Annotated in this window: 19 protein-coding genes and 1 riboswitch; of the genes, 5 read left to right on the plus strand and 14 right to left on the minus strand. The window is 45.3% G+C overall.

Translation table 11 applies throughout. The features are described 5' to 3' along the window. Nucleotides 1-26 precede the first annotated feature (26 nt). Complete coding sequence (gene ribB, locus Q4Q50_RS11805) at nt 27-680, minus strand: 3,4-dihydroxy-2-butanone-4-phosphate synthase (protein ID WP_071940538.1); 654 nt, start codon at nt 678-680, stop codon at nt 27-29. 189 nt (nt 681-869) lie between these two features. Next, a riboswitch (FMN riboswitch) is annotated at nt 870-1,098 on the minus strand. A 180-nt stretch (nt 1,099-1,278) separates the two neighbouring features. Here ribB and Q4Q50_RS11810 point away from each other — a divergent pair. Both Q4Q50_RS11810 and Q4Q50_RS11815 read left to right on the plus strand, forming a co-directional pair. Beyond that, complete coding sequence (locus Q4Q50_RS11810; protein WP_311899448.1) at nt 1,279-3,414, plus strand: S9 family peptidase; 2,136 nt, start codon at nt 1,279-1,281, stop codon at nt 3,412-3,414. A gap of 11 nt (nt 3,415-3,425) precedes the next feature. Beyond that, the gene (locus tag Q4Q50_RS11815) at nt 3,426-3,926 is read left to right on the plus strand and encodes a GIY-YIG nuclease family protein (RefSeq protein WP_311890555.1); all 501 of its coding nucleotides are present in this window, start codon (nt 3,426-3,428) and stop codon (nt 3,924-3,926) included. Between the two features lie 244 nt (nt 3,927-4,170). Here the strand turns inward: Q4Q50_RS11815 and Q4Q50_RS11820 are convergent, their stop codons facing one another. The 3 genes from Q4Q50_RS11820 to Q4Q50_RS11830 all read right to left on the minus strand — a co-directional run bounded on the left by Q4Q50_RS11820 (nt 4,171) and on the right by Q4Q50_RS11830 (nt 6,539). Further along, entirely contained in the window at nt 4,171-4,863 is a 693-nt protein-coding gene (locus Q4Q50_RS11820; protein ID WP_311890556.1) for a leucine-rich repeat domain-containing protein, read from the minus strand. Nucleotides 4,864-4,963: 100 nt separating this feature from the next. Beyond that, entirely contained in the window at nt 4,964-5,455 is a 492-nt protein-coding gene (locus Q4Q50_RS11825) for a hypothetical protein (RefSeq protein WP_311890557.1), read from the minus strand. A gap of 310 nt (nt 5,456-5,765) precedes the next feature. Next, the gene (locus Q4Q50_RS11830; RefSeq protein WP_311890558.1) at nt 5,766-6,539 is read right to left on the minus strand and encodes a DUF4097 family beta strand repeat-containing protein; all 774 of its coding nucleotides are present in this window, start codon (nt 6,537-6,539) and stop codon (nt 5,766-5,768) included. A gap of 276 nt (nt 6,540-6,815) precedes the next feature. On the opposite strand from Q4Q50_RS11830, the gene Q4Q50_RS11835 reads away from it, so the two are divergent. Beyond that, nucleotides 6,816-7,583: a class I SAM-dependent methyltransferase gene (locus Q4Q50_RS11835; protein ID WP_311890559.1), complete on the plus strand. Its 768-nt coding sequence runs from the start codon at nt 6,816-6,818 to the stop codon at nt 7,581-7,583. A gap of 25 nt (nt 7,584-7,608) precedes the next feature. Here the strand turns inward: Q4Q50_RS11835 and Q4Q50_RS11840 are convergent, their stop codons facing one another. The 3 genes from Q4Q50_RS11840 to Q4Q50_RS11850 all read right to left on the minus strand — a co-directional run bounded on the left by Q4Q50_RS11840 (nt 7,609) and on the right by Q4Q50_RS11850 (nt 12,439). Beyond that, complete coding sequence (locus Q4Q50_RS11840; RefSeq protein ID WP_311899450.1) at nt 7,609-9,669, minus strand: M14 family zinc carboxypeptidase; 2,061 nt, start codon at nt 9,667-9,669, stop codon at nt 7,609-7,611. A gap of 133 nt (nt 9,670-9,802) precedes the next feature. Then, nucleotides 9,803-10,921 carry an FUSC family protein gene (locus Q4Q50_RS11845; protein ID WP_261271960.1) on the minus strand — a complete coding sequence of 373 codons (1,119 nt, stop codon included), beginning with the start codon at nt 10,919-10,921 and terminating at the stop codon, nt 9,803-9,805. 267 nt (nt 10,922-11,188) lie between these two features. Next, nucleotides 11,189-12,439 (minus strand): dicarboxylate/amino acid:cation symporter, encoded by a 1,251-nt coding sequence (locus Q4Q50_RS11850; RefSeq protein ID WP_311899454.1) that lies wholly within the window; start codon nt 12,437-12,439, stop codon nt 11,189-11,191. 531 nt (nt 12,440-12,970) lie between these two features. Between Q4Q50_RS11850 and Q4Q50_RS11855 the strand changes: the two genes are divergently transcribed. Next, complete coding sequence (locus Q4Q50_RS11855; protein ID WP_300479586.1) at nt 12,971-13,327, plus strand: DUF7716 domain-containing protein; 357 nt, start codon at nt 12,971-12,973, stop codon at nt 13,325-13,327. 82 nt (nt 13,328-13,409) lie between these two features. Here Q4Q50_RS11855 and Q4Q50_RS11860 read toward each other — a convergent pair whose 3' ends face one another. The 7 genes from Q4Q50_RS11860 to Q4Q50_RS11890 all read right to left on the minus strand — a co-directional run bounded on the left by Q4Q50_RS11860 (nt 13,410) and on the right by Q4Q50_RS11890 (nt 21,570). After that, entirely contained in the window at nt 13,410-15,149 is a 1,740-nt protein-coding gene (locus Q4Q50_RS11860) for a hypothetical protein (protein ID WP_311899457.1), read from the minus strand. A gap of 377 nt (nt 15,150-15,526) precedes the next feature. Further along, on the minus strand, nt 15,527-16,744 hold the full coding sequence (locus tag Q4Q50_RS11865) for a hypothetical protein (RefSeq protein ID WP_311899459.1): 1,218 nt from the start codon (nt 16,742-16,744) through the stop codon (nt 15,527-15,529). 262 nt (nt 16,745-17,006) lie between these two features. Further along, on the minus strand, nt 17,007-17,513 hold the full coding sequence (locus tag Q4Q50_RS11870) for a hypothetical protein (RefSeq protein ID WP_311899461.1): 507 nt from the start codon (nt 17,511-17,513) through the stop codon (nt 17,007-17,009). 224 nt (nt 17,514-17,737) lie between these two features. Further along, on the minus strand, nt 17,738-19,708 hold the full coding sequence (locus tag Q4Q50_RS11875; RefSeq protein ID WP_311899462.1) for a hypothetical protein: 1,971 nt from the start codon (nt 19,706-19,708) through the stop codon (nt 17,738-17,740). Nucleotides 19,709-19,906: 198 nt separating this feature from the next. Further along, nucleotides 19,907-20,371, minus strand: coding sequence for a hypothetical protein (locus tag Q4Q50_RS11880; RefSeq protein ID WP_311899463.1), 465 nt, complete (start codon nt 20,369-20,371; stop codon nt 19,907-19,909). A 2-nt stretch (nt 20,372-20,373) separates the two neighbouring features. Further along, nucleotides 20,374-21,162, minus strand: coding sequence for a hypothetical protein (locus Q4Q50_RS11885; protein WP_311899465.1), 789 nt, complete (start codon nt 21,160-21,162; stop codon nt 20,374-20,376). 39 nt (nt 21,163-21,201) lie between these two features. Next, nucleotides 21,202-21,570: a hypothetical protein gene (locus Q4Q50_RS11890; RefSeq protein ID WP_311890568.1), complete on the minus strand. Its 369-nt coding sequence runs from the start codon at nt 21,568-21,570 to the stop codon at nt 21,202-21,204. A gap of 276 nt (nt 21,571-21,846) precedes the next feature. On the opposite strand from Q4Q50_RS11890, the gene Q4Q50_RS11895 reads away from it, so the two are divergent. After that, nucleotides 21,847-23,310 (plus strand): OmpA family protein, encoded by a 1,464-nt coding sequence (locus Q4Q50_RS11895; RefSeq protein ID WP_311899466.1) that lies wholly within the window; start codon nt 21,847-21,849, stop codon nt 23,308-23,310. Nucleotides 23,311-23,422 lie beyond the last annotated feature (112 nt).

Raw genomic sequence — 23,422 nt, forward strand, 5'->3', positions numbered from 1 at the left:
CTAAGTTTAGGCCATTGAAGTCTGACTTAACCGACCTTCGCCAGTAGCGATTTACGGTAGACCACTATGTCTTCAATCGTCAGCACTGGCATATTGTGCAGTGCGCCGAAGGCGATAATTTCGGGTAAACGCGCCATAGTACCGTCTGGGTTAGTGACTTCACACAATACACCAGCGGGTTTTAAGCCAGCGAGTTGCACTAAATCGATCGTGCCTTCGGTATGGCCGCGGCGAGTTAACACGCCGCCCGGTTGGGCGCGAAGTGGATACACATGGCCAGGGCGAGCGAGATCGCTTGGCTTAGCGTTGTCGCTAATCGCCGCTTTAATGGTGGTTACGCGGTCAGCGGCAGAAACCCCAGTCGTTACACCGACAGTTGCTTCAATGCTCACAGTAAATGCCGTGCCGTATTGGCTCGAGTTGTGCTCGACCATCGCAGGCAGTTCGAGGGCTTTGATTTTTTCATCGGGTAAACACAGGCAAACAATACCGCTACATTCACGGATGAGCATGGCCATTTGGGCGTTCGTCAGTGTCTCGGCAGCGAAAATTAAATCGCCTTCGTTTTCTCTATCTTCGTCATCGACAACTAACACACCTTGGCCTTGACGCAGGGCATTAAGACCCGCTTCAACGCGTTCGATAGCAGTACCAAAAGGAGCAAGTAAAGACTGATTCATGGTTAATATCCTTAAAAAATACGACATTGGAATATCCAGAATCAGGGCGTGCAGAAATACAACCTAATCAAACCTAATGGCTCGATTTTGCTGTAGCAATATCACTTCACTTGGGGTGAAGTTATTGCAAAACATGAGGCTAACACTGCGATACATAAGCGCGTTGCACTTAAATACCACAATGTTGTCTTACATTCTCTTCCATCCGGACTCAGCACTGTCGCCATTAAAGCAAACAGTCCATTACCGTCGGCTCTGGAATAGTCAGTTTTGCACTAGGCAAAATCTAAGGCACCAGATCTGCTGACCCCGAAAGTGATTTCGGGCGCTCGCGGGCTTTGGGGGCTCAGTAAAATAATCACTTAGCCGTTACCCATATACCGCCGGTGGGGAGTTTCACCCCGCCCTGAGAATTTGCTTTTGAGCTGTTTGCGCTCAAAAACGCCGTTATGTTGCTCTTATTTACCGCGAATGGCAACTTCTCGCGTTCAATGTTTGCGCTAGTGCACACCTGACCACTATCATATTGAACACATAAGCTTATTGACTTGCCGTTGCATTCTGCGACGGTCGTTATGGACGTCACAAGGACGTATAAATGCGATCTCTGCTGCTAACTTTAGGTATTGCCATGTTGTTATCCGGTTGTTCGACCTCAAAAGGGCAAGTACCCGCCCCAGTTGCTGAAAAAATTCCCCATGTGATGACCTTGCATGGCGTAACGCGCACCGATGATTACTATTGGCTGCGTGACGATGAACGCAAAGATCCTAAAGTGTTGGCCCATCTCGAAGCCGAGAATCGCTACACTGCGGCCTATTTCAAACCCTTAAAGCCGCTGCAAGATGGCCTTTTTAAAGAGTTAACTGAGCGCTTAGTCGCCGATGAGTCGAGCGTGCCGTACCAATGGCACCAGCACAGCTATTACAGTCGTTATAAAGAAGGCGGCGAATATCCGTTAATCAGCCGTAAGGGCGCCGATGGCGTTGAGCAAGTGATGCTGGATGTTAACGAGCGAGCTAAGGGCCATGAGTTTTATGGCTTAGGCGGCGCCAGTGTTAGCCCAGATGAAACCATGTTGGCCTTTGGTGAAGACGTCCTCAGCCGCCGTGTGTACCACATCTATTTTAAAGATTTGGCCTCGGGCGACATGATCGTCGACGTGCTTGAAAATACCGAAGGTCGAGTGGTGTGGGCGAACGACAACAAACATGTGTTCTATATCGCCAAAGATTTGCAAACCTTACTTGGCTACCAAGTGTATCGCCATGAGCTGGGCACTAAGCAATCAAGCGATGTTTTAGTGTATGAAGAACAAGACGATTCTTTTTATATTTCACTCGGCAAAACCTTAGATGAGTCGCAAATTGTGCTGTTCCAAGAGAGCACCACGACGAGCGAAGTGTCGGTGCTTGATGCCAGCGAACCTCTGGGTTTATTCAAGCCAGTGTTAGCGCGGGAAGAAGGCCACGAATACAGCGTGTCTAAGCTGGGTGATACTTATTACATTCTCACCAACTGGCAGGCGACAAACTTCCGCTTGATGAAGGTCGCCATTAAAGATGCGGCGGACAAATCTAAGTGGCAAGAAGTGGTTGCGCATAACCCCAATGCCCGTATCGAAGACGAGTTAGTACTCAAGGATTATCTGATTATTCAGACCCGCGAAAATGGCCTGACGCGAATTAAAGTGATGCCGTTCAACGGTCAAAAGCCTTTCGAACTGAGCTTTGATGAGCCTGCCTATGTGATGGGTTTAGATGTTAATTCTCAGCAAGATAGCAATAAGTTACGCATTTTCTACTCTAGTCTGACAACACCTGAAGCCGTATACGAATATTCGCTAGTGAATCCCGATAGACGGGATTTATTGAAACAAGATCAAGTCTTAGGCGGCTTCGATGCCAGCCAATATCGTGCCGAACGTGTGTTTGTGACTGCCCGCGACGGTGTGAAAGTGCCCGTTTCTTTGGTGTATCGTAAAGATAAATTCAAGAAAGATGGCACTAACCCTCTGTATCAATACGGTTATGGATCTTACGGTTACACAGTTGAACCAGACTTTTCTTCATCCGTTATCAGTCTGCTCGATCGTGGCTTTGTGTATGCCATCGCCCATGTGCGCGGTTCAGAAATGCTCGGCCGCCCTTGGTATGACGACGGTAAACTGTTGAATAAGCAAAACACCTTCAATGATTTTATCGACGTGACGACGGCATTAACGGCACAAGGTTATGGCGATAAAAACAAGGTCGTCGCCTCTGGCGGCAGTGCGGGCGGTTTGCTAATGGGCGCAATTGCTAACCAAGCGCCGGACAAGTACTTTGCCATCGCCGCCCATGTGCCGTTTGTTGATGTGGTGACCACTATGCTGGACGAGTCGATTCCGTTGACCACCAATGAGTACGACGAATGGGGCAATCCGAACGAGAAGACCTATTTCGACTATATGCTCAGCTACTCGCCTTACGACAATGTTGCCGACCATGAATACCCACACCTGTTGGTCACCACAGGTTTGCATGATTCACAAGTGCAGTATTTTGAACCCGCCAAGTGGGTCGCTAAGCTGCGCGATGTTAAAAACCAATGGTACAAGAGCGACGATAAAGTCTTGTTACTTAACGTGGATATGGAAGCCGGCCACGGCGGTAAGAGTGGTCGTTATCGCCAGTACCAAGACACAGCCCAAGAATATGCCTTCTTCTTGAGTCTGTTAGGTATGGCAAAGTAGGTCATTCGTAAGTGACCGAATCTGCCGTCAGCCTAGGCAATACGGACATAGGCGCTTTACAGCAACATGAGTCACTGGGGGCAGACACACTTGCCCCAGTGACTAGCGCTGTCGTTACCAAAAATGTTGTTACAGAAGCTTCGACTATAGAAGAAACCCCAATAGCAGAATTAGTGACAGAAGCTTCGCTGAATCCCGTACTATTAAATCCTGTACCTCTGAAGCCTACACCCATAAAGTCATCATCCCTCTGGTACTTGTATGTCGTCCGCTGCGCCAACGGGCATTTATACACAGGCGTCACTACAGATGTCACACGACGCTTTAGCGAGCATCAATCGGGTGGTATCAAATCCGCTAAGTATCTGCGGGGTAAAGGTCCATTAACGCTGATGTATCAAGAGCTGGTTGGTCGTCACGGCGATGCACTGCGACGTGAGATCGCAGTTAAAAAGTTAAGCCGTGCTCAAAAGCTAGCGCTGATTGAGTCTGTCGAACATAGTGCAATATGAAAGAGTAAAATCCGGTTAAGTCATTGGTATTTGAATACAATGATTAAGCACTGTCATTACAGTGACTCGCAGCAAGTACATCCCTGTATGCTCGATCGTGACATCCATGTCACGGACGGTCACTTCCATGACAGTGCTTAATCCCGCTAACCTCTGAGTATCTTATTTGCATGAACATATCCAAATTCAACAGTGGGTTTCTCGATAAACTTCTCTCGAACTACATGTCCGGTCTTTTCTATGCTTAATTTACAATCCCTGGTAGAGCTTCTCTCAAAAGCTCTAACTCCTTTTTGTTTGCTTTAATCCAAATTTTTTTCAAGTTTGGTATCGAAGCCAAGATTTCTACAGTCTCTTTAGTCTTAATTACATTTGTTTCAACAAGATATAACGCAAAAATATTTTTATTTCCACGCAACTCGTCAATACTGGACAACTGTGGGTTTCCACTGAGGTCTAAAATTTTTACGCTGTCAAGCGTTGAAATGATAGAACCAAAATCTAACTTTTGACATTTATTTAAAGATAAGTAGCTTAAATTCTGGGTGTTTCCGGTAATTTCAGAGAGTTTGCTTGCATGGGACACACTTAATGATTCCACTGAGTCTGAGCATAAATTAATTGACTCTAATGAACGAACAACGGAGCAGTTTAATGAAATTGCGACATCAATTTTTAGATTAATAACTTTGGAGTTGAATATATTTACATGCTTAATCCCGTCAACCAATTCAGATGATTCATTTTGCTCAACATAACCTTTCCGAATGAATGCCATTATGGCTTTCCAATCATCTCGCTGCCACTCAGCGTTATATACATAATCCAATATTGGTAATATAGAATCGAAGGTAGGCAATGAATTTTCCCATCTCTGCCATTCTGAAACATTTTCTGGTGCTAACTTTATATATTTCTTAAAAGATGAAATGTCCATATTATCACTTAATTAAAATTGGGTTGTCGAATTCAGAACGTTGATCTCTTCCGGTATATTTTTGCATTTCTTTTGAGAAGCGGCTCTAAATTCTGATGATTTATTCTGTCACGCTATCCCTTTGCTCACTCTTATTTGAGCTGACTAAAGCTTTAAAGCGAAGGTCACTCTTGCTCAGAGGGGTAAGTGCCTCGGCTTTGGTGAGATATTGCATAGTGATGTGGATAGCGTCTTGATGGTGACTAAATTCCCTAAAAATACGCTTTGCAATCAGCAGATTTAATTGATGTGCGGCTAATGAGGCATGCTCATGCTTTATCTGTAAAATAACCTCTTCTAGGGAGATAGGTTGAATTTCTCCCAAGGATATAAGAAAGGCTTTTGCGACAGTTCTGGCGTGTGAGAAATAGTCTGAGTGCGCATCTAAGGCGTAGATATGCTTGAAAATGTGTTTGGCTAGGGCTTTATTGCCGTTGCGATAAAAAGATTCGCCATCAAAACAAATATCCCCTAGTCCTTCCATTATCTGTCTAGGGTTATCCGATAGGGAAAGCGATTCAATTTCTTTTTGGTATTCCGAAAACTGATCCATATTCTCGACCTTACTGGCAATACAGTGTGACTTTTCGACTATTGAAGTGGGAAGGCTGACAATCTTAGCAAATCCACTAGGTTAAAGCGTAACGGTCTGAATAAAATCAACGTCATTTCTGCAAACTCAAGCTTAATTTCGGTATAAAAAAAATGCCACTACAAGGGGTTAGTGGCATAAATGCATAAGTCGGGCATACGCTTAAAAGGGTGGGTAGAAGACTGACATCTTGGCTGGGAACCGTTGCAACATCAGTCTCTACGCCGGGAAGTTAGTAAAACCTTTGGGTATAGAGTGGTAAAGCGGCGCGTTATTCCATGCTTACTGGGCCGTCGATTTTGTTAAATTTCACATCGCCAGAACCTGCCGCAAGAATCGTTAATCCCTTAGTGTTAAAGACATTAATGTCGCCTGAGCCATCTGTGATGGTCACTGGACTCTGCACATTGGCGACTTCAATGTTGCCTGAACCATCATCGATAGCGATATTGCCGCGAATATCAGTCACCTTGATTGCGCCAGAGCCATCGTCAATCGTGAGGTTGCCGTTGATTTGACTGACTTCAATATCCCCTGAACCGTCATCAATGCTGACATTGTTACCGCCGTTGATGATGAGTTCACCTGAACCGTCTTTGACATTGATATCTGCTGTCATCTTGCTGATCAAAATGGCGCCTGAGCCGTCATCGATATCCAGTGCTAAATTCGCAGGCACTTGCAGTTTTAGGTCGATGTAGGGCGAGTAATTATTAAAACCGCTTTGTTCAAAATCGGCTTTGAGCTTGGCCTTGTTGGCCTTTTTCTCTAGGGTGAGAATGACTTTGCTGTCGTCGTTACTGTAAATGTCGGCGACGAGTTTAATTTGGGTTAGGTCTTCGACACCGATAATTTCGAGGCTGCCTGCGCCAGTCTCGGCAATCAGGCCTTGCAAGTCTTGGCTATCGAGGGTGAGTTCGCGTTGCTGGTGGTCTAAATCGGGCATGCCAGCGGCGTTGACATTAATAATGCAGCCAGTGAGCGATACCCCTGCGGTAAACACTAATATAAAAGCGAGGGTGAACATAAATGGACGTAGTGACATGTTAGCTTCCTTGTTTATCTGGCACTCGTTTTTCGGGGGAGTGCTGAGTCGTCTTGCGATGGATAAGACATTGCACAGCCCATGCCAATTTTAAGTTTCTTTTATAATCAATTGCTTAAAATAAAAGTGTCCGCGCTTGGTTGTGCGGACATGTCCGCCGAATGAGGGATTTACTCACAGATTAGTGAAATTGCTCATTTATTAAGTTAGCTTGAGCCTCATAGGTCTGACTGGGCAAACATACAAAAAATACAAAAAACATAAGAAGGGATGCAGATGGATTATTTAACGACGAACAAGACGGCTTGGGATGCGCGCACTCGGGTACATTTAACTTCGGATTTTTACGATGTGGCAGGCTTCCTGCGTGGGAATAGTTCATTACGGGAAATCGAGCTGAGCGAGCTTGATGTGGCTGGTAAAAGCTTGCTGCATCTGCAATGCCATTTTGGCTTAGATACCCTGTCGTGGGCGCGCATGGGCGCTAAAGTGCTGGGCGTCGATTTGTCCGAGGTGGCGATTGATGAAGCACAAAAGCTGGCGCAGCAGACACAATTGTCCGCCGAGTTTATTTGTAGCGATGTTTACAGTGTGGCGAGCAAGGTTGAGCAGCAAGATATTGTTTTTACGTCCTATGGTGCCATTGTGTGGCTGCCGGATTTAACCCTGTGGGCGCAGACGGTTGCTGACTGTTTAAAACCCGGCGGACAGTTTTACATGGCCGAGTTTCATCCGGCGCAGCAGTTGTTCGATGGTTACAGCTATTTTAATCGGGGTGAGCCAGATATAGAGCAGGAAGGCACCTATACCGAAAATGCCGGTGATGATCAGCAAACCTTAATGTGTTGGTCACACAGTCTATCTGAAGTGATCAATGCGTTATTGCTGGCGGGCTTAGTGTTGGAGTTCTTCCACGAATTTGATTTCAGCCCCTACAACTGTTTCGAAGGGCTCGAAGCCCAAGCCGATGGTCGTTATGTGTCAACACACCAAGGGCAGAATGTGCCCTTGGTGTATAGCATCAGCGCTCGTAAACCTGCGTAAAGCTTGCGGTTTGTGATGGCGAGGATTAACGACTACGGTAAACCGGATACTTAAGGTAACGGTTATCGTAGTAAGGGCTGCGTTCATAGAACCAGCGTAGGCGTGCCTCGGGATCGGCGGCAAATTCGGCGTTGATTAGTGCCTTGTCGAACTCAGCCTGCAGCTTAGGATCTTCTTTCAACATCTTGGCCGCCAGTGGCTCTACCGCATAATCTTCAATGTATTCAGTGCGGGTGAAGATAGGATTAAAGAAACCCCATTGCAGCAAAGAATCTGGTGATTGCGGCTCCAGCAGTAAAACCGCCAGATCGCCCAGAGGTTGATCTGTGCTGATTTTAATGGTGCCAGCGGGCAGAGTAGTGCTGACTTTCGTCAACTCTGACTCGGTTTTGACCGTTTGATGGCCCTCAAAATCCTTAGTATTAAACACTGGGTTACTGAGTTTGTATTGCTGTAATTTAAGCTCTGTCGGTTTGGTCAGGCGCGTCATGCGGATGCCATGTATGTTCAGGCGATCAATCACTTGCGTCCATTGCGCCGGAATATAGTAAGCGCTCGGACGAGTGACTTTAATATCGGGTACAGTCTCGGCGATCACGGGCAAGTTGGGGTACAGCTTAGGTTGACCGTTCCAGCGCACCACCTCAGTGCCACTGATGGGGCTCTTTTCGAGTTGATAGTCGATGCCCTTAAAATCCCAACCTTTTGCCAGCGGTGCCGATTTCCACGTTAGGGTGATCAACGGCGAAGCGCGATATTTATCTTCTTGAATCGCACTCTTCAGTTTAGTCGCCTGTTCGCCCACGGTTTTGAGGGTTTGCTCCAGCATCACATAGGTGCCGAGCACTCTTTGTTTAAAGGGTTTTAAGCTGTGGTTTTCAATCAAAATAGTGGGTAAATGGCGCGCATCACCATAACCGTTAGAGAAGCGCGGACTTGGATTCCACAGCGACATGCCTTTGGTGATATCGGCGTTATCCACGGCAAAAATCAGCGGGCCGGGAATATGGCCTTGCTCGGTTAATGCCGCTTCAACTGCGGGTCTGTAGCTGTTTTCGAGCCAGCGGTAACTGGCTGGGCTTAACCCTTGGGCAAGGTTATAACCAAAGGTGACATCGTATTGATAATCTATGCCGTCGGTGACATGCACGTCGATATACAAGTCTGGCTGCCACACGTTGATTGCGCGCAGCATGTGCTGCATTTCTAAGGTATCGGCCTTGGCATAATCGCGGTTAAGGTTAAGATTATTTGCCGTAGTGCGCCAGCCCATATTCACAGGGCCACGTTGATTCACGCGATTAAATTCGCCGCTGCGCTCATGGGCATCGACACTAAACATAGGCACAAACAAGAGGTTGGCTTTATCCAGCAGGGCGCTTTTATCGCCTTTAACGATGTCACGTAGCAGCATCATGCCGGCATCTTTACCGTCAATTTCTCCGGCATGAATCCCTGCTTGCACTAAAACCGTTGGCTTAGTGTTTTGCTTGAGGCGTGCCGACTCATTAATGCCTTCACTGCTGGCGATATACATCCAAATATCGCGGCCCTGTGGGCTCTTACCTAAGCTAACCTTCTGTAATTTATCTGTCTCACCTGCCAGCTTGTCGAGCCAAGCGATAGTGGCATCGTAGCTTGGGCTCTCAATACCACTACTTTGCTCAAACGGCGTCGCCCACTCGTTATCGACACTCAACATGAGCGATTCGCTGGCGCCATGCCAAGTGATACTCGGCGGTAAAATCGCATCGTTGACAAAGGTATTGGCTCGCTCAGGGATGGGCGCTGGTTGTGCTTCTGGCGCCGTAACTGTGGTATCGGCCAGTACATTAGTCGCAGTTTCAGTCGCTTGGCTATTCGCTGCTGGACTTGCATCCTGTGGCGTTGTTGCTACTGGGGTTTCAACTGGCGTTTTGTCGGTGACGGTTTGCGCCGCAGCGACTGACGTTGAGGTTGGCAAATCAGTAGATGCTTGAGCTGTTTTGGCTAAGGTTTTTGCCTCGTTGGCAACAGCATCGACAGTGTAGAGACTGCCGGCAGAAAGGCAGGCAATGGCGATAACGGAGAGGGAAAATAAGCGCATGAAAAGAGTCCAGATATCGAATTTTTAATAGGACGGTATCTTTTCATTAAACGCCCCGTTAACGCAAGGGCGGTCAAGGGGTTATCTTGGTTCGCGAGAGTGATTTTTAGCTGTGATTCCCCGTGGTAACGGCTTATGAACGCTTGGCAGTTTTGTGTAACACGGTTTGTCCGCGATAAGCGATTTCGATAATCTCGATATCGGCGTAGAGGGCTTCGACGGCGATGGCGAGTTGATAGATAAGCCAGCCGTATCCCGTGAGGGCAAATCCCTGCGCGACTTCATTTGTCAAAGGGGCTGAATTCGGCGTCTGAGCGGCCAAGCTGAGTTGTAATCTGAGTTGCAACTCTTGCCCTAGGGCGGTGGGCAGCGTGGGTAAAGATGCGGTTTTACCTGCGACAAATTCACTCAGCCTTTGAAGATGGGCAGTAAGCTCGGCGGCGACGCGATTGATTTGGTGGTAAGCCTCTTTGTCGGCTTCCTGCCAGCGACTCAAAGGCAACAATTCGAGTAGGGTGATCAGCCGAACCTGTTTATTGACCAATTCCGCCAGCAGTATTTTATGCTTTTTTAAGGTTTGGCTTTCCCACTCGAGGGAGAAAAACAGCTTCTTTTGGGTTAATACCGCTTTCATGGCCGCTTCGAGTTCGGCGCGAAAATCTAAATCATGGTTAGCGGGAGCGTGTAAATGTTGGGTGAGCACCTTTGCCATATTGTCGATGGCATTGGCGAGCTGGCTGCGCCAGTCTTGTTTGGCCTTGATTGGGAAAATAAATAGCGAGACTAAAATAGCAATCACGCAGCCTGAGAGTATGTTGGCTGTGCGCCACAGCGCTTCAGAAGTATCATGGTTAGCATCGCCGACCACTATGATGATGGTAAATCCTGCCACGAGATAGGCGTAGCTGTAGCGTCCCGCCGAGATAAAACAAATCAAGCTGACGGCTAAGATCAGTAGCCCCATAATCAGCCAATAACTGTCGATAGTGGCGACTAACATCACGCCATAAGCAGAACCTAAACAAGTGCCTACCGCCCTTTGCAGGGACTTTTCAATCGCACCACCCACCTGTGGCAGGCTCATCATAATGATCACGATCGTCACCATGCTCCAAATAAAATGTGGCGGCGACCAAATGGCATTAATGGTGACGGCAATCAGCAAGGCGAGGCCAAGTTTAAGGGCATGAATGGCGCGGAAATGGCGATAGATAAAGTCGGCAAAAGGGCTTGCAGGGGCAAAGACGGACATAATGCAACACTCCTTTGGGCTGATGATAGCCAAACTATTATCGCAGAAAGACGTCGCGTCCGTGTGGCTTGGCAGATAAAGAAATACGAATTGCGAGGCAGCGCCGTTTGAGCTTAGTCCAAGGCGCCGCCAAGATCACATTAATTTCAATTAAGTGATAATAAATCAGTAGGATAGAGTTCGGTATATCTAACAGCGGGCATAAAAAAGGCTTGAATAAGCCTTGCCTATTCAAGCCGATATTTGAAGCCTTGAGTGACTGTTTCGCTAGCTTAAGCTGCGCTCGCTATCCGCTTTAACGTTAACTTCTGTGTATTTATCCATGATCAAGGCACAAGCCGCATCGCCAGTAATATTAAGTGCGGTGCGGATCATGTCAAACACTCTGTCTAAGGCAAACAGCAAAGGTAAGCCATCGATAGGGATGCCAGCCGCTAACAACACTGCCACCACTAAGAATGATGGACCGGGCACACCCGCTTGGCCAATTGCGCCTAAGGTTGAGGTGAAGATGATGGCTGCATAGGCTGTCATCGACAAATCGACGTTATACATTTGGGCGAAGAACATGGCCACTAAACCATAATAAATCGCATTGCCGCTCATATTGATCGTGGCGCCTAACGGCAGCACGAAGGCTGTGGTTGCCTTAGAGACTTTAAGATCTTCTTCGCAGGTTTCCATATTCACCGGCAGTGTCGCCATTGAAGAGGCGGTCGATAATGCCATCACCTGAGGTTTTTTCATCGCCGAAATAAACTGGCGTGCCGAGGCTCTCGAGAAGAGCTGCACCACCAATGGGAAGAAGATAAAACCGTAAATCAGAATCGCGGCCACAAACACGGCGAATAACTTAAATACGACTTCTAAGGCATCGAAACCGAAGGTGCCGACAGAATCGGCCATCAAACCAAATACACCGATAGGCGCAATGATCATCACGCAGTTGATCATCCACACAAAGGCGTCAACAACAGTGTTGAGTGCGGCTAAAATTGGCTTAGCGCCATCGCCTTTAACCTTGGTCAGCGCGATACCGAAGAAGATACTAAAGACTAAGATTTGTAAGATGTTACCGCCGTTCAGCGATTCGAACACATTGGTTGGGATCATGCCGATAAAGGTATCCATAACCCCTGGCAATGCGCCGTGTTCCTTAGTCACTTCCATCAAATCTGGGCTGCTATGGGCAGTGAAATCAACCCCCGCGCCCGGTTGGAACAGATTGCCCATCACCAACGCCAGTACTACGGCGATGCCTGATGTCACGATAAAGAAGCCAAAAGTGCCAATGCCTATCTTACCTGCCGATGGGCTATCGCCTAAGCTTGCTGCGCCGCTGATGATAGAAACTAACACCAGTGGTATCACTAGCATTTTGATTAAATGGATAAAAATGGTTCCGAGTGGTGCAAACACGCTTGCACTTTCGCCCATGATAAAACCGACTAGCGCGCCGATAATCATGGCAATAACCACTTGCACACCAATGTTGCCTAATAAACTCTTGCTCTTCATTCTTGCGAAACTCCCCAGTTGCCGCAGCATTTTGTGTCATGTAGGCGATTTGAATCTAGACGCCGTAAACCTTAGTGATTAAGGCCTACTCTAGGCTAAAAGCCAATGCCCGACACTTTTTTTGTCCGGCTAAAGTACCACAATTGCATAGCAGGGGATTGTGAAACATCACCAACCTTGGTTTCAAAATAACCAAAGTCTAAATCACGCCAACATTAAATGAATAATACTTAATTTTATCGGCTTAAAAATGAATAAAGTTTATTTAATGGTGCGATTTTAGCTGCCAGATTGATGAATTGTGATTTTGCGTTAGGTTGCACAGTCGCGTTGGGCCGATATAACGACTGTTGAAAGTATCAATTTTAACCTTTGCGTAGTTTTTTCTGTGGTATACAACCTGTTTTTTCCATTATTTATGGATGAACTGACTGCAAGTGATTAGAAGGAGCAGATTAACTCAAAGCCATAGACTTATATTTTTTAAGCAAGTTAACATGTCACTCTGACGTTAATATGAAGGAGACATTGGTGGATATAGGATCATTCCTTGGCGAATCAGAGCCGTTAAAAAGCTGGGTTAATAAGTGTATTACTCAGCGAGGCTTACAATATTGGCTTGTTTATCAAGATACTGCGGAAAATGAAATTCTCCAACTGACCACGCGGCTACTGCCAATTGTCGATGATATGAGGGATTGGTCTAATGAAGAAATCGATGAGTTTGAAGATAGTCTGATAAACAATGGTTATTGCTATCTGCTCAATATGGATCAAATCGAAGATGTAATCGATAATCTTAAGCAGCAAAAAGCTCAGCCCAGTGAACAGGAACTACTTGAAGCTATTATCTTTTACTATGAGCGAGATGCGTTTATCAGCCTCTGATAGGCTTAGTTTTCGGAGTGTAGTGACTTAAGTCGAGTAGAGATAAGCGCCCCTGAGGTATCACTTCAGGGGCGCTAGTTTATTAAGGTTGGGTTGTTAGGGATTTAAAATGGTTGTATAGCGTGTTGCTGAAGCTGCTGTCGTAGGTAAATCGATAAAACTGTTTATTTACTGATGTATCAAAAGCCTTGTTTAGCTCAACTTCGGTCAGCAAGTAAGGGCTGACTAGGTAGTAGTGTGAACTAACCATTTCGCGCTCAATAGGGTCTTCAACTATTTGAGTTATGGTCAACAGCTGCTCATTACTTGGACTGGTACTAATGCCCCATTCATATTGCGCTTCGGGTTGGCCGAAACTATCGAGAAGAGTGAACTTATTAGGCGTATCTTGAATATACCCGTCAGGGTAAGCGTACGACCAGAAGAGTTGCACTAGCAGCTTAGAGTACATCTGACTTGCTGTTGCAACATCAGTTTCATGTTTGATGGGGGCTTCATTGCGGCATAACACGTCGTCTGTTTGCTTAATATCCATGCGATATATTTGCGAAGGCCAAGATAGTGGCGCCAGTTTAAGATCCGCAGGGAGGTTCACTAGCAAATCTTGCCAGTCAGCGGCACTGTTTTGGTACTTCTGAAAATTCATTTGGATTTCGACATCAGTGCCAGCGTAGACGGTTTTTAAAAGGTTGCCCTCAATGATCGGCTCTTTACTGACATAACCTTGATCGTTACGTGTGGAATTAATCCATTTTTGCATCGGCTCATTCCAACATTCGGTTTCAGTATCCTCTTGAGATGTTTTTTCGATGAGCATAGCGACTTTACCTGAGATCACGCCAGTAAGGCTTTGCTCATCAACACCATAATCCAAGGTGATAAAATGACTGTTGCGTACGGTTTGTATACTGAGTACATGTAATTCGCCTGCTTGATTGTGCATACTGCTATACACATTATCCCAGTCAACACTGTTCATGGCTTTGTCATCAACCGGCGCTTCCATATAACCGAAGGACACTAAGGTATTTTCAACCTTATTGGTGACGGCGACAGGATTGGTTTGCAGATAAGCATCAGTGCCAAATCCATACCCTAGGATTAAATTCTCGAAGGCTTCAAATGCGGCGATTAACACTTCGATGGCTGCCAAAATTTCCACTGTGCGCTCATTGGTGAGATTTAGCAGATAATCGTGTAACAGCAGAGTGTCGATAAATGTCGGTTGCAGGGTTATTTCGGGCGAAAGACTAAATAAATCGGCTTCGACTTGTTTAAATCCAGTGGCGTATAAGGATTTGAGTTTGGCGCGGAACTCAATCACTTGCTGTGGCGTTAAGTCGGCCTCAATCATCTTGCGATAGCGTGAAAACTCAATATTGGTCAGCGCGTTGATATGACCCGCATGATCGGGCAGGGCAACGATATTCATGCCGCCAGTGGTGGCGCTGGTGTTAGCTGCGGCGGAGCTCATCGCCAATGCTGAGCGTGCAGATGACGGTGCGGTATCAATCCAATTGGCCAACAGGTAATAGTTAGGTTTTTCGGTCTCGCTTTTCCAATCTATTTGATATTTACCATCGGTATCCGTCGTTGTGCTGGGTTCGCCCTCAGAGCAGCTTAAGTCTTGGTTGAGGTCGACACACACATTCGCACCAGCGATGGCACCGATATAGCTGACTTGCCCAGTAACGTTATGCGCATATTCAGTCGGTGGAGTAGGCTCTGGGATCTGTGTTGTATCATCTTTATCGTCCGAGCCAGAACATGCCGTCAGTAAACTGGTGGCGATAAGCAAAGAGAGCAGTTTAGGTTTAAACATCTTGTATCCTTACGTGAATATACTCGGCAACTTCCATCGCCATTATTTAAGCCGTGTCTATTTTATTTTAATATTAATCAATATCTTGGAACGTTTGTTTCTATTGTTTAAATGTGATTAGCTTTACATTGGGTACGATGACGGGGGTAGGCAATAGCGGATAGCAATTGAGAACGCTTTTGATGAGACGTTTACCATTTTTTAGAGAAATCCCTTTCGCTACGACTTAACATCCAATCCTGTAATTAACTCAGGCGCCTGTTGTGCTAGTGTTAATTGCTTGTGTATTTTCCTTTCTGTTTAAAAATCAAACAAGTATGCAAAAGTATGAAAGGTGCATACTTAGCTTGAAGATTTTAATGAGAGACTTGAGCTGGTTAGATCGCACATTCCAGCATTAACAGCGGTATGCCATTGGTTTCTGCTTGTTGCATACGTTCTGCCATGTCTGTTGGACTCAGTCCAGGATGGATAGGAATAAGCTTTTTTGATGCCAATAATGTTTTGAGTTCAGCGCAATTCACTGTTTTGTCAATGCTGATGGTCTGGACGTTAAGTTCGATTAAGCTTGGCCAATTATTTGAGCTAATGCGGCTGAGGAACAGGCTATCGAGTTGTAGGTTTTTACCCGAAAAGTCAGTGACCTTCATATCGGTCAGCATTAAGGTTTTAAGATTATTACTGTTCAGATTACCGAGTGTGCTGAGCGTGCCACCTTTTAAGCTTAGGGTGTCGAGATTGTTAAAGGCGCTGAGATCTTGCAACGTCACTATGTCTGTGGGGTTAAATTGGCAGTTAAGCAGACTGAGTTCTTGGCTCTGCTGAATAGTGAAGAGTTTAGTTTGTTTTTGGATGCAGTCATTAAGTGGCATATTGCTGAATTTAACGGCGGATATCGGTTGTGAAATCTCAGTAGCGAGCTCCGTTTCAGGCTCATCAGACTCGCTATTGTCTTGCTCAGTATCCTCTTCGATGGCTTGTTCATCTCCCATATCATCGAGTATTGGCGCATCATCTTCAGCCATTTCATCCGCCATATTTTGTGATGCAGTTGGGTGGGGCAAGCCCTGTTTAGCCGCAAATGCATTGATAAAGGCGTTGGCTATTGCATCTCCTTTTTCGCCTGTGAGTCCATCGACAATAGCCGGTGTATCATCGCCTAAAACACAGAGCCGAAATCGATGAAACAGACTCGTTAAGGTGTTTACCCGTGCCTGATTAATATTCATGTCCATTAAGGCTGGAAAAGCGTCGCCTAGGTTTTGGAGTTTAGGGTAAGTGTTGAGCCTATCCACATAGGCGTTGAGCTCTTTGATTTGTGCTCTGAAATCTGCCACAAGTTCTGGTTGATGGCATTGACTCGCATGCGGAACTTGCTGCTGTAATTCTTTAAAATACCTAAGGTACTCATTCGCTAACATGAGTTGTTGCTTTGCCTTAATCGCCAGACGTTGAGGAATGCCTTCCCTTATAACGGCAAGTGCATCACCTTGGTGGCGATCTAACGCATCGTCAATTCTGTCCTCTGGTGCTGTTTCCCCTAATGCAATGGCTTGCTCTATGAGTGGTACTGTTTGGCTGTCAAAAGTCGCCAAAGCCTGATCTCTATCCAGCGCGGCGCTAGCAGGAAAAATACTGCAGGCAAGTAAACTATATAGGGCAATTAAAGAGAGAAACCGAGGGTAGTGGGCTGATGGCAAAATAAACGTCCTTGTGATGAAGCTGCTCTTGGCGAAGAGAGTGATTAAGTGTTTGACATCAATGTCAGGTTGCCGTTTTTTTAGTCAGTTATTTTTGCGTGTAGAGCCCGTCTCCTCAATCACGCTAAAGTATTAACTTTTGTTAGGTAAGGTTTGGTTAAAACGGCAGATTATCTTCGAAATACCATTTACCAGCAGCTTCAAACAGAATGCAGTTCACGCTTCCTTTTTGTTTTCTGCCATCAGGTCTCACAAAGTAAAAGTTATAATGCAAATCTGCCATGTTTGTCATATCGGGATATTGCCCTATGTTATCTTTACTTGGGTCTCGAAAACTGGATTCTTGCTCGGAGAATACGATTTTATCTAATGGAATTTGACCGAACATTTCATTTTTATAACCATTGATGCTAAGCATGGCCATCTTCTTCGCTAACTTACCTTCATTCCATGTCTGTAACATGGGATGAAACTCTTTAATCATGGCATCCATTTTGTTATCGCGAATATCCTGCATCATTTTGTCACAGCGGGGTTTTAGCTCGGCAATTAATTCAGCAGGTAACTCTGAACCTGTGGCGTACATGGGGAATATCGCTGCAAGCCCTAGCAGTAGAGATATAGGTTTACCGAGTTTAAATAGGTAGAGTTTCTGTAATTTCATATGAGTTCCAATATCAAGAGTTTAATGCCACAGGGTTGAGGCCCGTATAGCTGACTTATATTTCGTAAGAAATACGCTATTTCTTCTCTGCTTGTCATCGCTATGCTGTTACAAACAGGGGAAGGTATTTCTGTAATTGAAAATAATCACATAGCGTTACTGCATCAGCTTGCGAGTGCGCCATGGTTCTAATTGGTATCTCATCATTTCAGGTAGTTATCTCGCTATAACTTATTGAGTAATTTGTTCACAGCATCGCCTGCCGCTGCGACCCTCTGAAAAAAAGGCGGCTGATTAAACGTTTCGGGTTGTGTAATGTGGTTACGAATATAGTCTTCGAGTTGTTTAACGTCGGGTAGAGATTGGGTTTGTACAAAGAATGATTGATAGTCAGGGATGGATGTCGTGCTTTTAATGCCACTAAATTGCCAAGCACGTGATACCGCTGTAGTTGCATAATCAATAGTGATTTCAGACTGACCATAATAGACGGCATTAAGTATTTGTTGTTCGCCTAAGAATACCAATATTTGGTCGTAACCTTTGTTGGAGACTGGCAGTAGTAACTCTCTTTGAACACTAAAAAAGAGGGAGTCTTCATTATCACTACCCATTGATAGCGCAGATAATGTCGAGGCGTTGAGGGATACATCAGAGGCTATTTTTAGTAACACTGAGCGATTAACTTGCACATTAAGGGTATTGCTCTTGCCGTAGGTATTTTTGACATATAATTCTCCCGAAACAGCGGTATTGGGAATATCAAAAATTAATTCAACTGGGTTGATTGAGCGAGGCACAATCTCTTGTCCAGAGAAAACCACTTTAGTCTGTTCATTAAAATGGCTGCCTCTCAGTAACATTTCAGCGCCCGGTTTTGCCCGCAGAGCCGTTTGCTCGAGTATTATGGGGATATTTTCATTACGATAAAGGATATCAATACCATTGGCGCTGATTAGATTCGAGGCAACAAAATACATTTGGGTTACATCAGCCGGCAAAATGAAATCCACACTTGCATCTTGATTTACTTCGACTGGCATATTGATTGGTCCACCAGACTTACGGGCAAATACAAGTAAACCATCACTCAGACCTTCACCCAGTATTCGATGTTTTTTATTCGCGATGAAAACGTCTTTTATTGGTGTCTGTCCATCATGTAGATAATAGATAGTTCTAATTTCTTTATAATTTTCAGAAGGGTAAGCCGCAGATTTTACTCTTGAATGAGGTTCTATATCATTGACATCTAAAATAAGATCGTCGTCGTCATCGAGATCGATGAAATCAGCCAGTGCATCGCCATCAAAATTGAGCGGAGATTGACTATTCTTACCTACTTCCATGGCATCCAATACCGAGTTTCCATCGGCATCAAGGTCAGCAAACGCTGCTAATCCGTCATTATCTAAGTCAGTCGCACCCTCCAAGCCATCTTTTATTCCATCTGCATCAGTATCATCATCGAGCCAGTTGGGTAAGCCATCTCCATCGACGTCATGCAGCATCAGATTGTCAGATTGAAATACATAGAACTCTTCCCCGTCATAAATACCATCATTATCAGTATCCTGAGAATAAGCTTCAAAACCGAAGGCTGGTTCTATTGCGTCATCAATGGCATCTACGTCATTATCAAAAAATGCCGCTATCTTGTAGTTAAAATCAGGCCTGCCGCGGAAAAGTTTGTCATTGATTACCAGATAATAAACGCCTGATGTCCTCGGTTTTACTTGGATTGCGCGCTTATATTTTCCGACAGGCTGATAGTTTGGTGCCCATGCAAGGATAGCTAGTCCCTCGCTATCTAACACTGCCATACCTGGTGAGAAATCATGACTTTGGGAAGATAATAAAAACGTGACTGATTTGCCTGCCTTTAGTTTTATCTGGTAAAAATCGAGATCATTGACTTGTTGCACAACCCCAGAAATACGCGATGGGATTTGTTGGACATGATTTGCAACATCTTGATTATTATTGAACTCTTCTTCAGCAACTAAGGCGTACTGACTTTTATATTTATCAAACGGATAATCATCCAATTCGTCGGGCACGCCATCTCTATCTTCATCTTTATTTTCCCAAGTGCCTTGATGCTCTGTTGGCGTGACAGTTGTTGCTTGTGTAAATAGCGGCATGGCTAAAAGGGCGATTAAGGATAGGATCCGAGCTGAGTGGGCTGATGGCAAAATAAACGTCCTTGTGATGAAAGTGAATCTCGGCGAATAGACAGGTTAAGTGATTGACATCTATGTCAGTCTGTTTCTTTTTTAGCCAGCCATTTTTGCGTTTAGAGTTCGTCATCACAATCACGCTAAAGTATTAACTTGCCAACCAGAATAAGCCATTAGCCATCTGCGCTTTATTCATCTTGTCAGGTCTTTATTTTAATCAAACAGTAATGGAACAGCACAAAACTGTGATATTTCTTGCCCCAGCTTTTTCATTTGGGGCAAGTCACCATATTGAAATCTCAATGGTTCAATTTGAGTATCCATCACAATTAATAAATCATACCTATGGGGCTGGCCGAGACGTTGCCGTATTTGAAATGCTGCAATGTGGTTGATGGGGATGACTTGTTGGGTTAGCGGATAGAGCGAACTGACGTTAATGGTGATTAGTTGTTGTTTGAGATCAAACTGAATACGCCTACGAGCAAATAGTAGATGCCAACTAAGAAGTGCAATGAACGACCAGATAATCACTTCGGCATAGGACCAATGCTCAAAACCTAGCGCGTTAAATAAGGTGAGTGAAGCGACTAGGCTTGCAAAAATCCAGCGCCCAATGGTTTGTGCTCGAGTTTTAGCCATGATTGCTATGGTCGGTGAGAGTTGTTTAAAGTGCATCGCTATAGGCTTCCAATAAACTTCATCGCAAAGCCAAACACCATAATAAATGGCAGCGGATAAAACAGTTTAAGTATTAATTTGGGGTGCCAAAGTGGTTCGATATCTGCCGAAGGCGGACGATGAGTAGGATTGTCATTCTCTTTAGCGTCAATCGCTTGTGCGCTATATCCATCGACCGTGTTGATGGTGTCGACCTCTTGCACTAGCGGTTTATTCTGATCATTTAGCGAGAGTGACGCGATAAGTGGTTCATTCGATGAGAGTATGTCTAGCTCACGGATATTGGGAAATTGGGTGATTTGCTCTTTGGCAGGAAGATTAAATGTCTGTGCAAAGAACATCATAGCTTGAGTGGTATCGGTTAAACTGCCGATTGGGTACACAAGATTATGCAACTTAAGCTCATATTGGTTTCTGTTATAACTATCGTGGCGCAATAGTAACTCGGTAGATTTCAGTGGTGCTAGGTAGGCTTTTTTGAAGTGATAACCCAAAAATTGTGATTGTACGAAACGTTGCTGACTTGGATTATCAAGTACCAAATGCTGCTTGAACGCCCAGAGAATGAGTACTAGAGGTAGCAACAATGCCACGACAAACTGGTAAAAAATCTGCTCACCGCCGTCGAGGGTGATCGCCATGATAAGAGATGCCGAAAGTGGCAATAGTCCCAATAATGCTAACCCTCGACGAACATAATGGCTCTTAGTTGCAAGACGAAGCTGTTCATGCAATCCATCAGGATTGATAAACCTTTGGGCCTTTTTAGATAATTGCGAATACTGCATTACTACCTTGCCTTTATGTCGTTGGCTGTTTTAGATCACTTACGGCAATTTGGAGAGGAACCAACCTTTTGGTGTTTCGACAAATTTGCAACTGACCGAGGCTTGTTTATTGGGGCTGGTGATCAGCAGTTTAACTCTTGCTTCTTGGATAGCGCCTTTTTGCCGTTTAAATTCGTCTGCTGTGCTATAGCTCACCCCTTTGGGAGTAATTTCATCCATGGTTCGGTCAACATACCAGCGCTTGTGGGAGCGTTGCAAAATCTCGCCAGCATATTCCTGTTCTTTTTTAGTTGGTGCGTACGGCATAAGAGCGATAAAGGTCGCTAGGTCTTGGGTCTTAATAAAATCGAAAGTGCCTAAGCAGCGTTGGGTTAATTCATCGTCTAATTTTTGATTTACTGCTTGCACACATAGCGGCATAAATAAAAGGGCGATTATGGATAGGATCCGAGCTGTGTGGGAAGATGGCAAAATAAACGTCCTTGTGATGAAAGTGAATCTCGGCGAAAAGACAGGTTAAGTGATTGACATCTATATCAGTCTGTCGTTTCTTCGACAGCTATTTTTGCCTGTACAACCCATCGCCTCAATCACGCTAAAGTATTAACTTGTTTCATATTTGTTATTGCGCAATCCGTTTAGTGTTACTTTTCGCAGCAGTATTTCTATGGAGGGTAAATATTGATGCGTGTTTCTAAGCGGAGTTATTTAGTGGGGATATTGGCTATGTCGACGAGCCTGTTGCCATTGTCGTTAATGGCGGCGGATGAGGGATTATTTACGCCTTTTCCTACGGCGAAATTAAAGGATGAATTGACGCGCCATTATGCCGAATATCCCTTTATTATCAGCGCGGGTGAACAAAGGTCTGACTATCGTTTTAAGCCCATCTTCGGTCAGGTCCATCAGCAAAAATACAAATTAGCGCCCGAATATAGCCCTGCGCATATTCTCGACAATTACCGTGAGCAGATTAAAAAGCTTGGTGGCGAAGTCCTATTCGAGTGTCTGCTTGAGGCTTGTGGTGATTCTCGCATATTACGAGAGAAAATTGCGCTGTTGGATGGCGTTATTGGTGTTGAAAGTGGTTACTTGTTTGCTCGAGTTAAAAATGAGCAAAAAGAGTTTTATACCGCCATACAAGCAGCAGTTATGGATGATTCTGCGGGTCTTCATATTACGACGCTCGAGGCGATCCCCGAGCCGTTAGACTTAGTCACGGTTAATGCCGCATTTTTACAGCAGGAGCCTAAGCAAATCGAGTTTAAAGATAATCAAAAGAAGGATACCAACGGCGCCGAGGATCATCCGCTTATCAGCCGCCTAAAGGGAAGCTATATTCAGGACTTTAAACGCCAAGGCTTTGCGAGCACTGCCTTTGTGTCTTCAATGGATGCAAGCAATAAGCCTGTGCTGGTGGATCGTGCGGGTAAGTTGACTCAAAATGGCTATTCAATACCAAAGGAATATTCGGGTTACGAGGTGTTCACTAACTACAAGGTGGCATTGACTAAACTCGGATTCGAGACGCAATTTGAGTGTCAGGGAAAGGCCTGTGGTAGGGAGGATAGGTTTATCAAAGCCATCGATTCTCTAGTGAATATTGGTAACGAAGACAGCCAGTTTTATGCTTGGTATACCTTAACGCGCCCCGAGGGCAATGTGCATGTGAGCACTTATACCCTTGGTTATATTGATGGTTTATGGACCGACTTGCGGGTGTTAGAGGAGACAGAGCTTAAGGATGACCGCGTGGGGATCAATCTTGAGGCGCTGACCGACCAAATCGAAGCCAAGGGGCATGTTGCCTTAGAAGGGCTGCTATTCGAGTACGATAGCGACAAGTTGCTGCCCGAGGCGCAGCCCGTTGTCGAGGTGCTTGCGAGTTACTTAAAGGCAAATCCTAAGCGTGCATTTTATGTGGTGGGTCATACCGATGACAAAGGTAATCAAGCCTATAACCAAGGTTTGTCACAACGTCGTGCTGTTGCAGTCGTCAAGCTGCTTACCGCAAGTCATGGCATTAAAGCTCAACAGCTTGAAGCTGTGGGTATTGGCGAGCATGCGCCCATTGCCAGCAATAATGATGAGGCGGGGCAACAACAGAATCGTCGAGTGGAGTTAGTGCTGAGATCGGATACTAAGTAAGCCCAATCGTTTGATTCAATGAATATAAAAATGGCGTCAGCTCTTGTCGAGTTGGCGCCATTTTTGTTTATCTGCGATCGCTCAGCCGACGTATCCGCTAAGCGATATTCAG

The sequence above is a fragment of the Shewanella scandinavica genome, from assembly GCF_031932065.1.
Classification (GTDB): Bacteria; Pseudomonadota; Gammaproteobacteria; order Enterobacterales; family Shewanellaceae; genus Shewanella; species Shewanella baltica.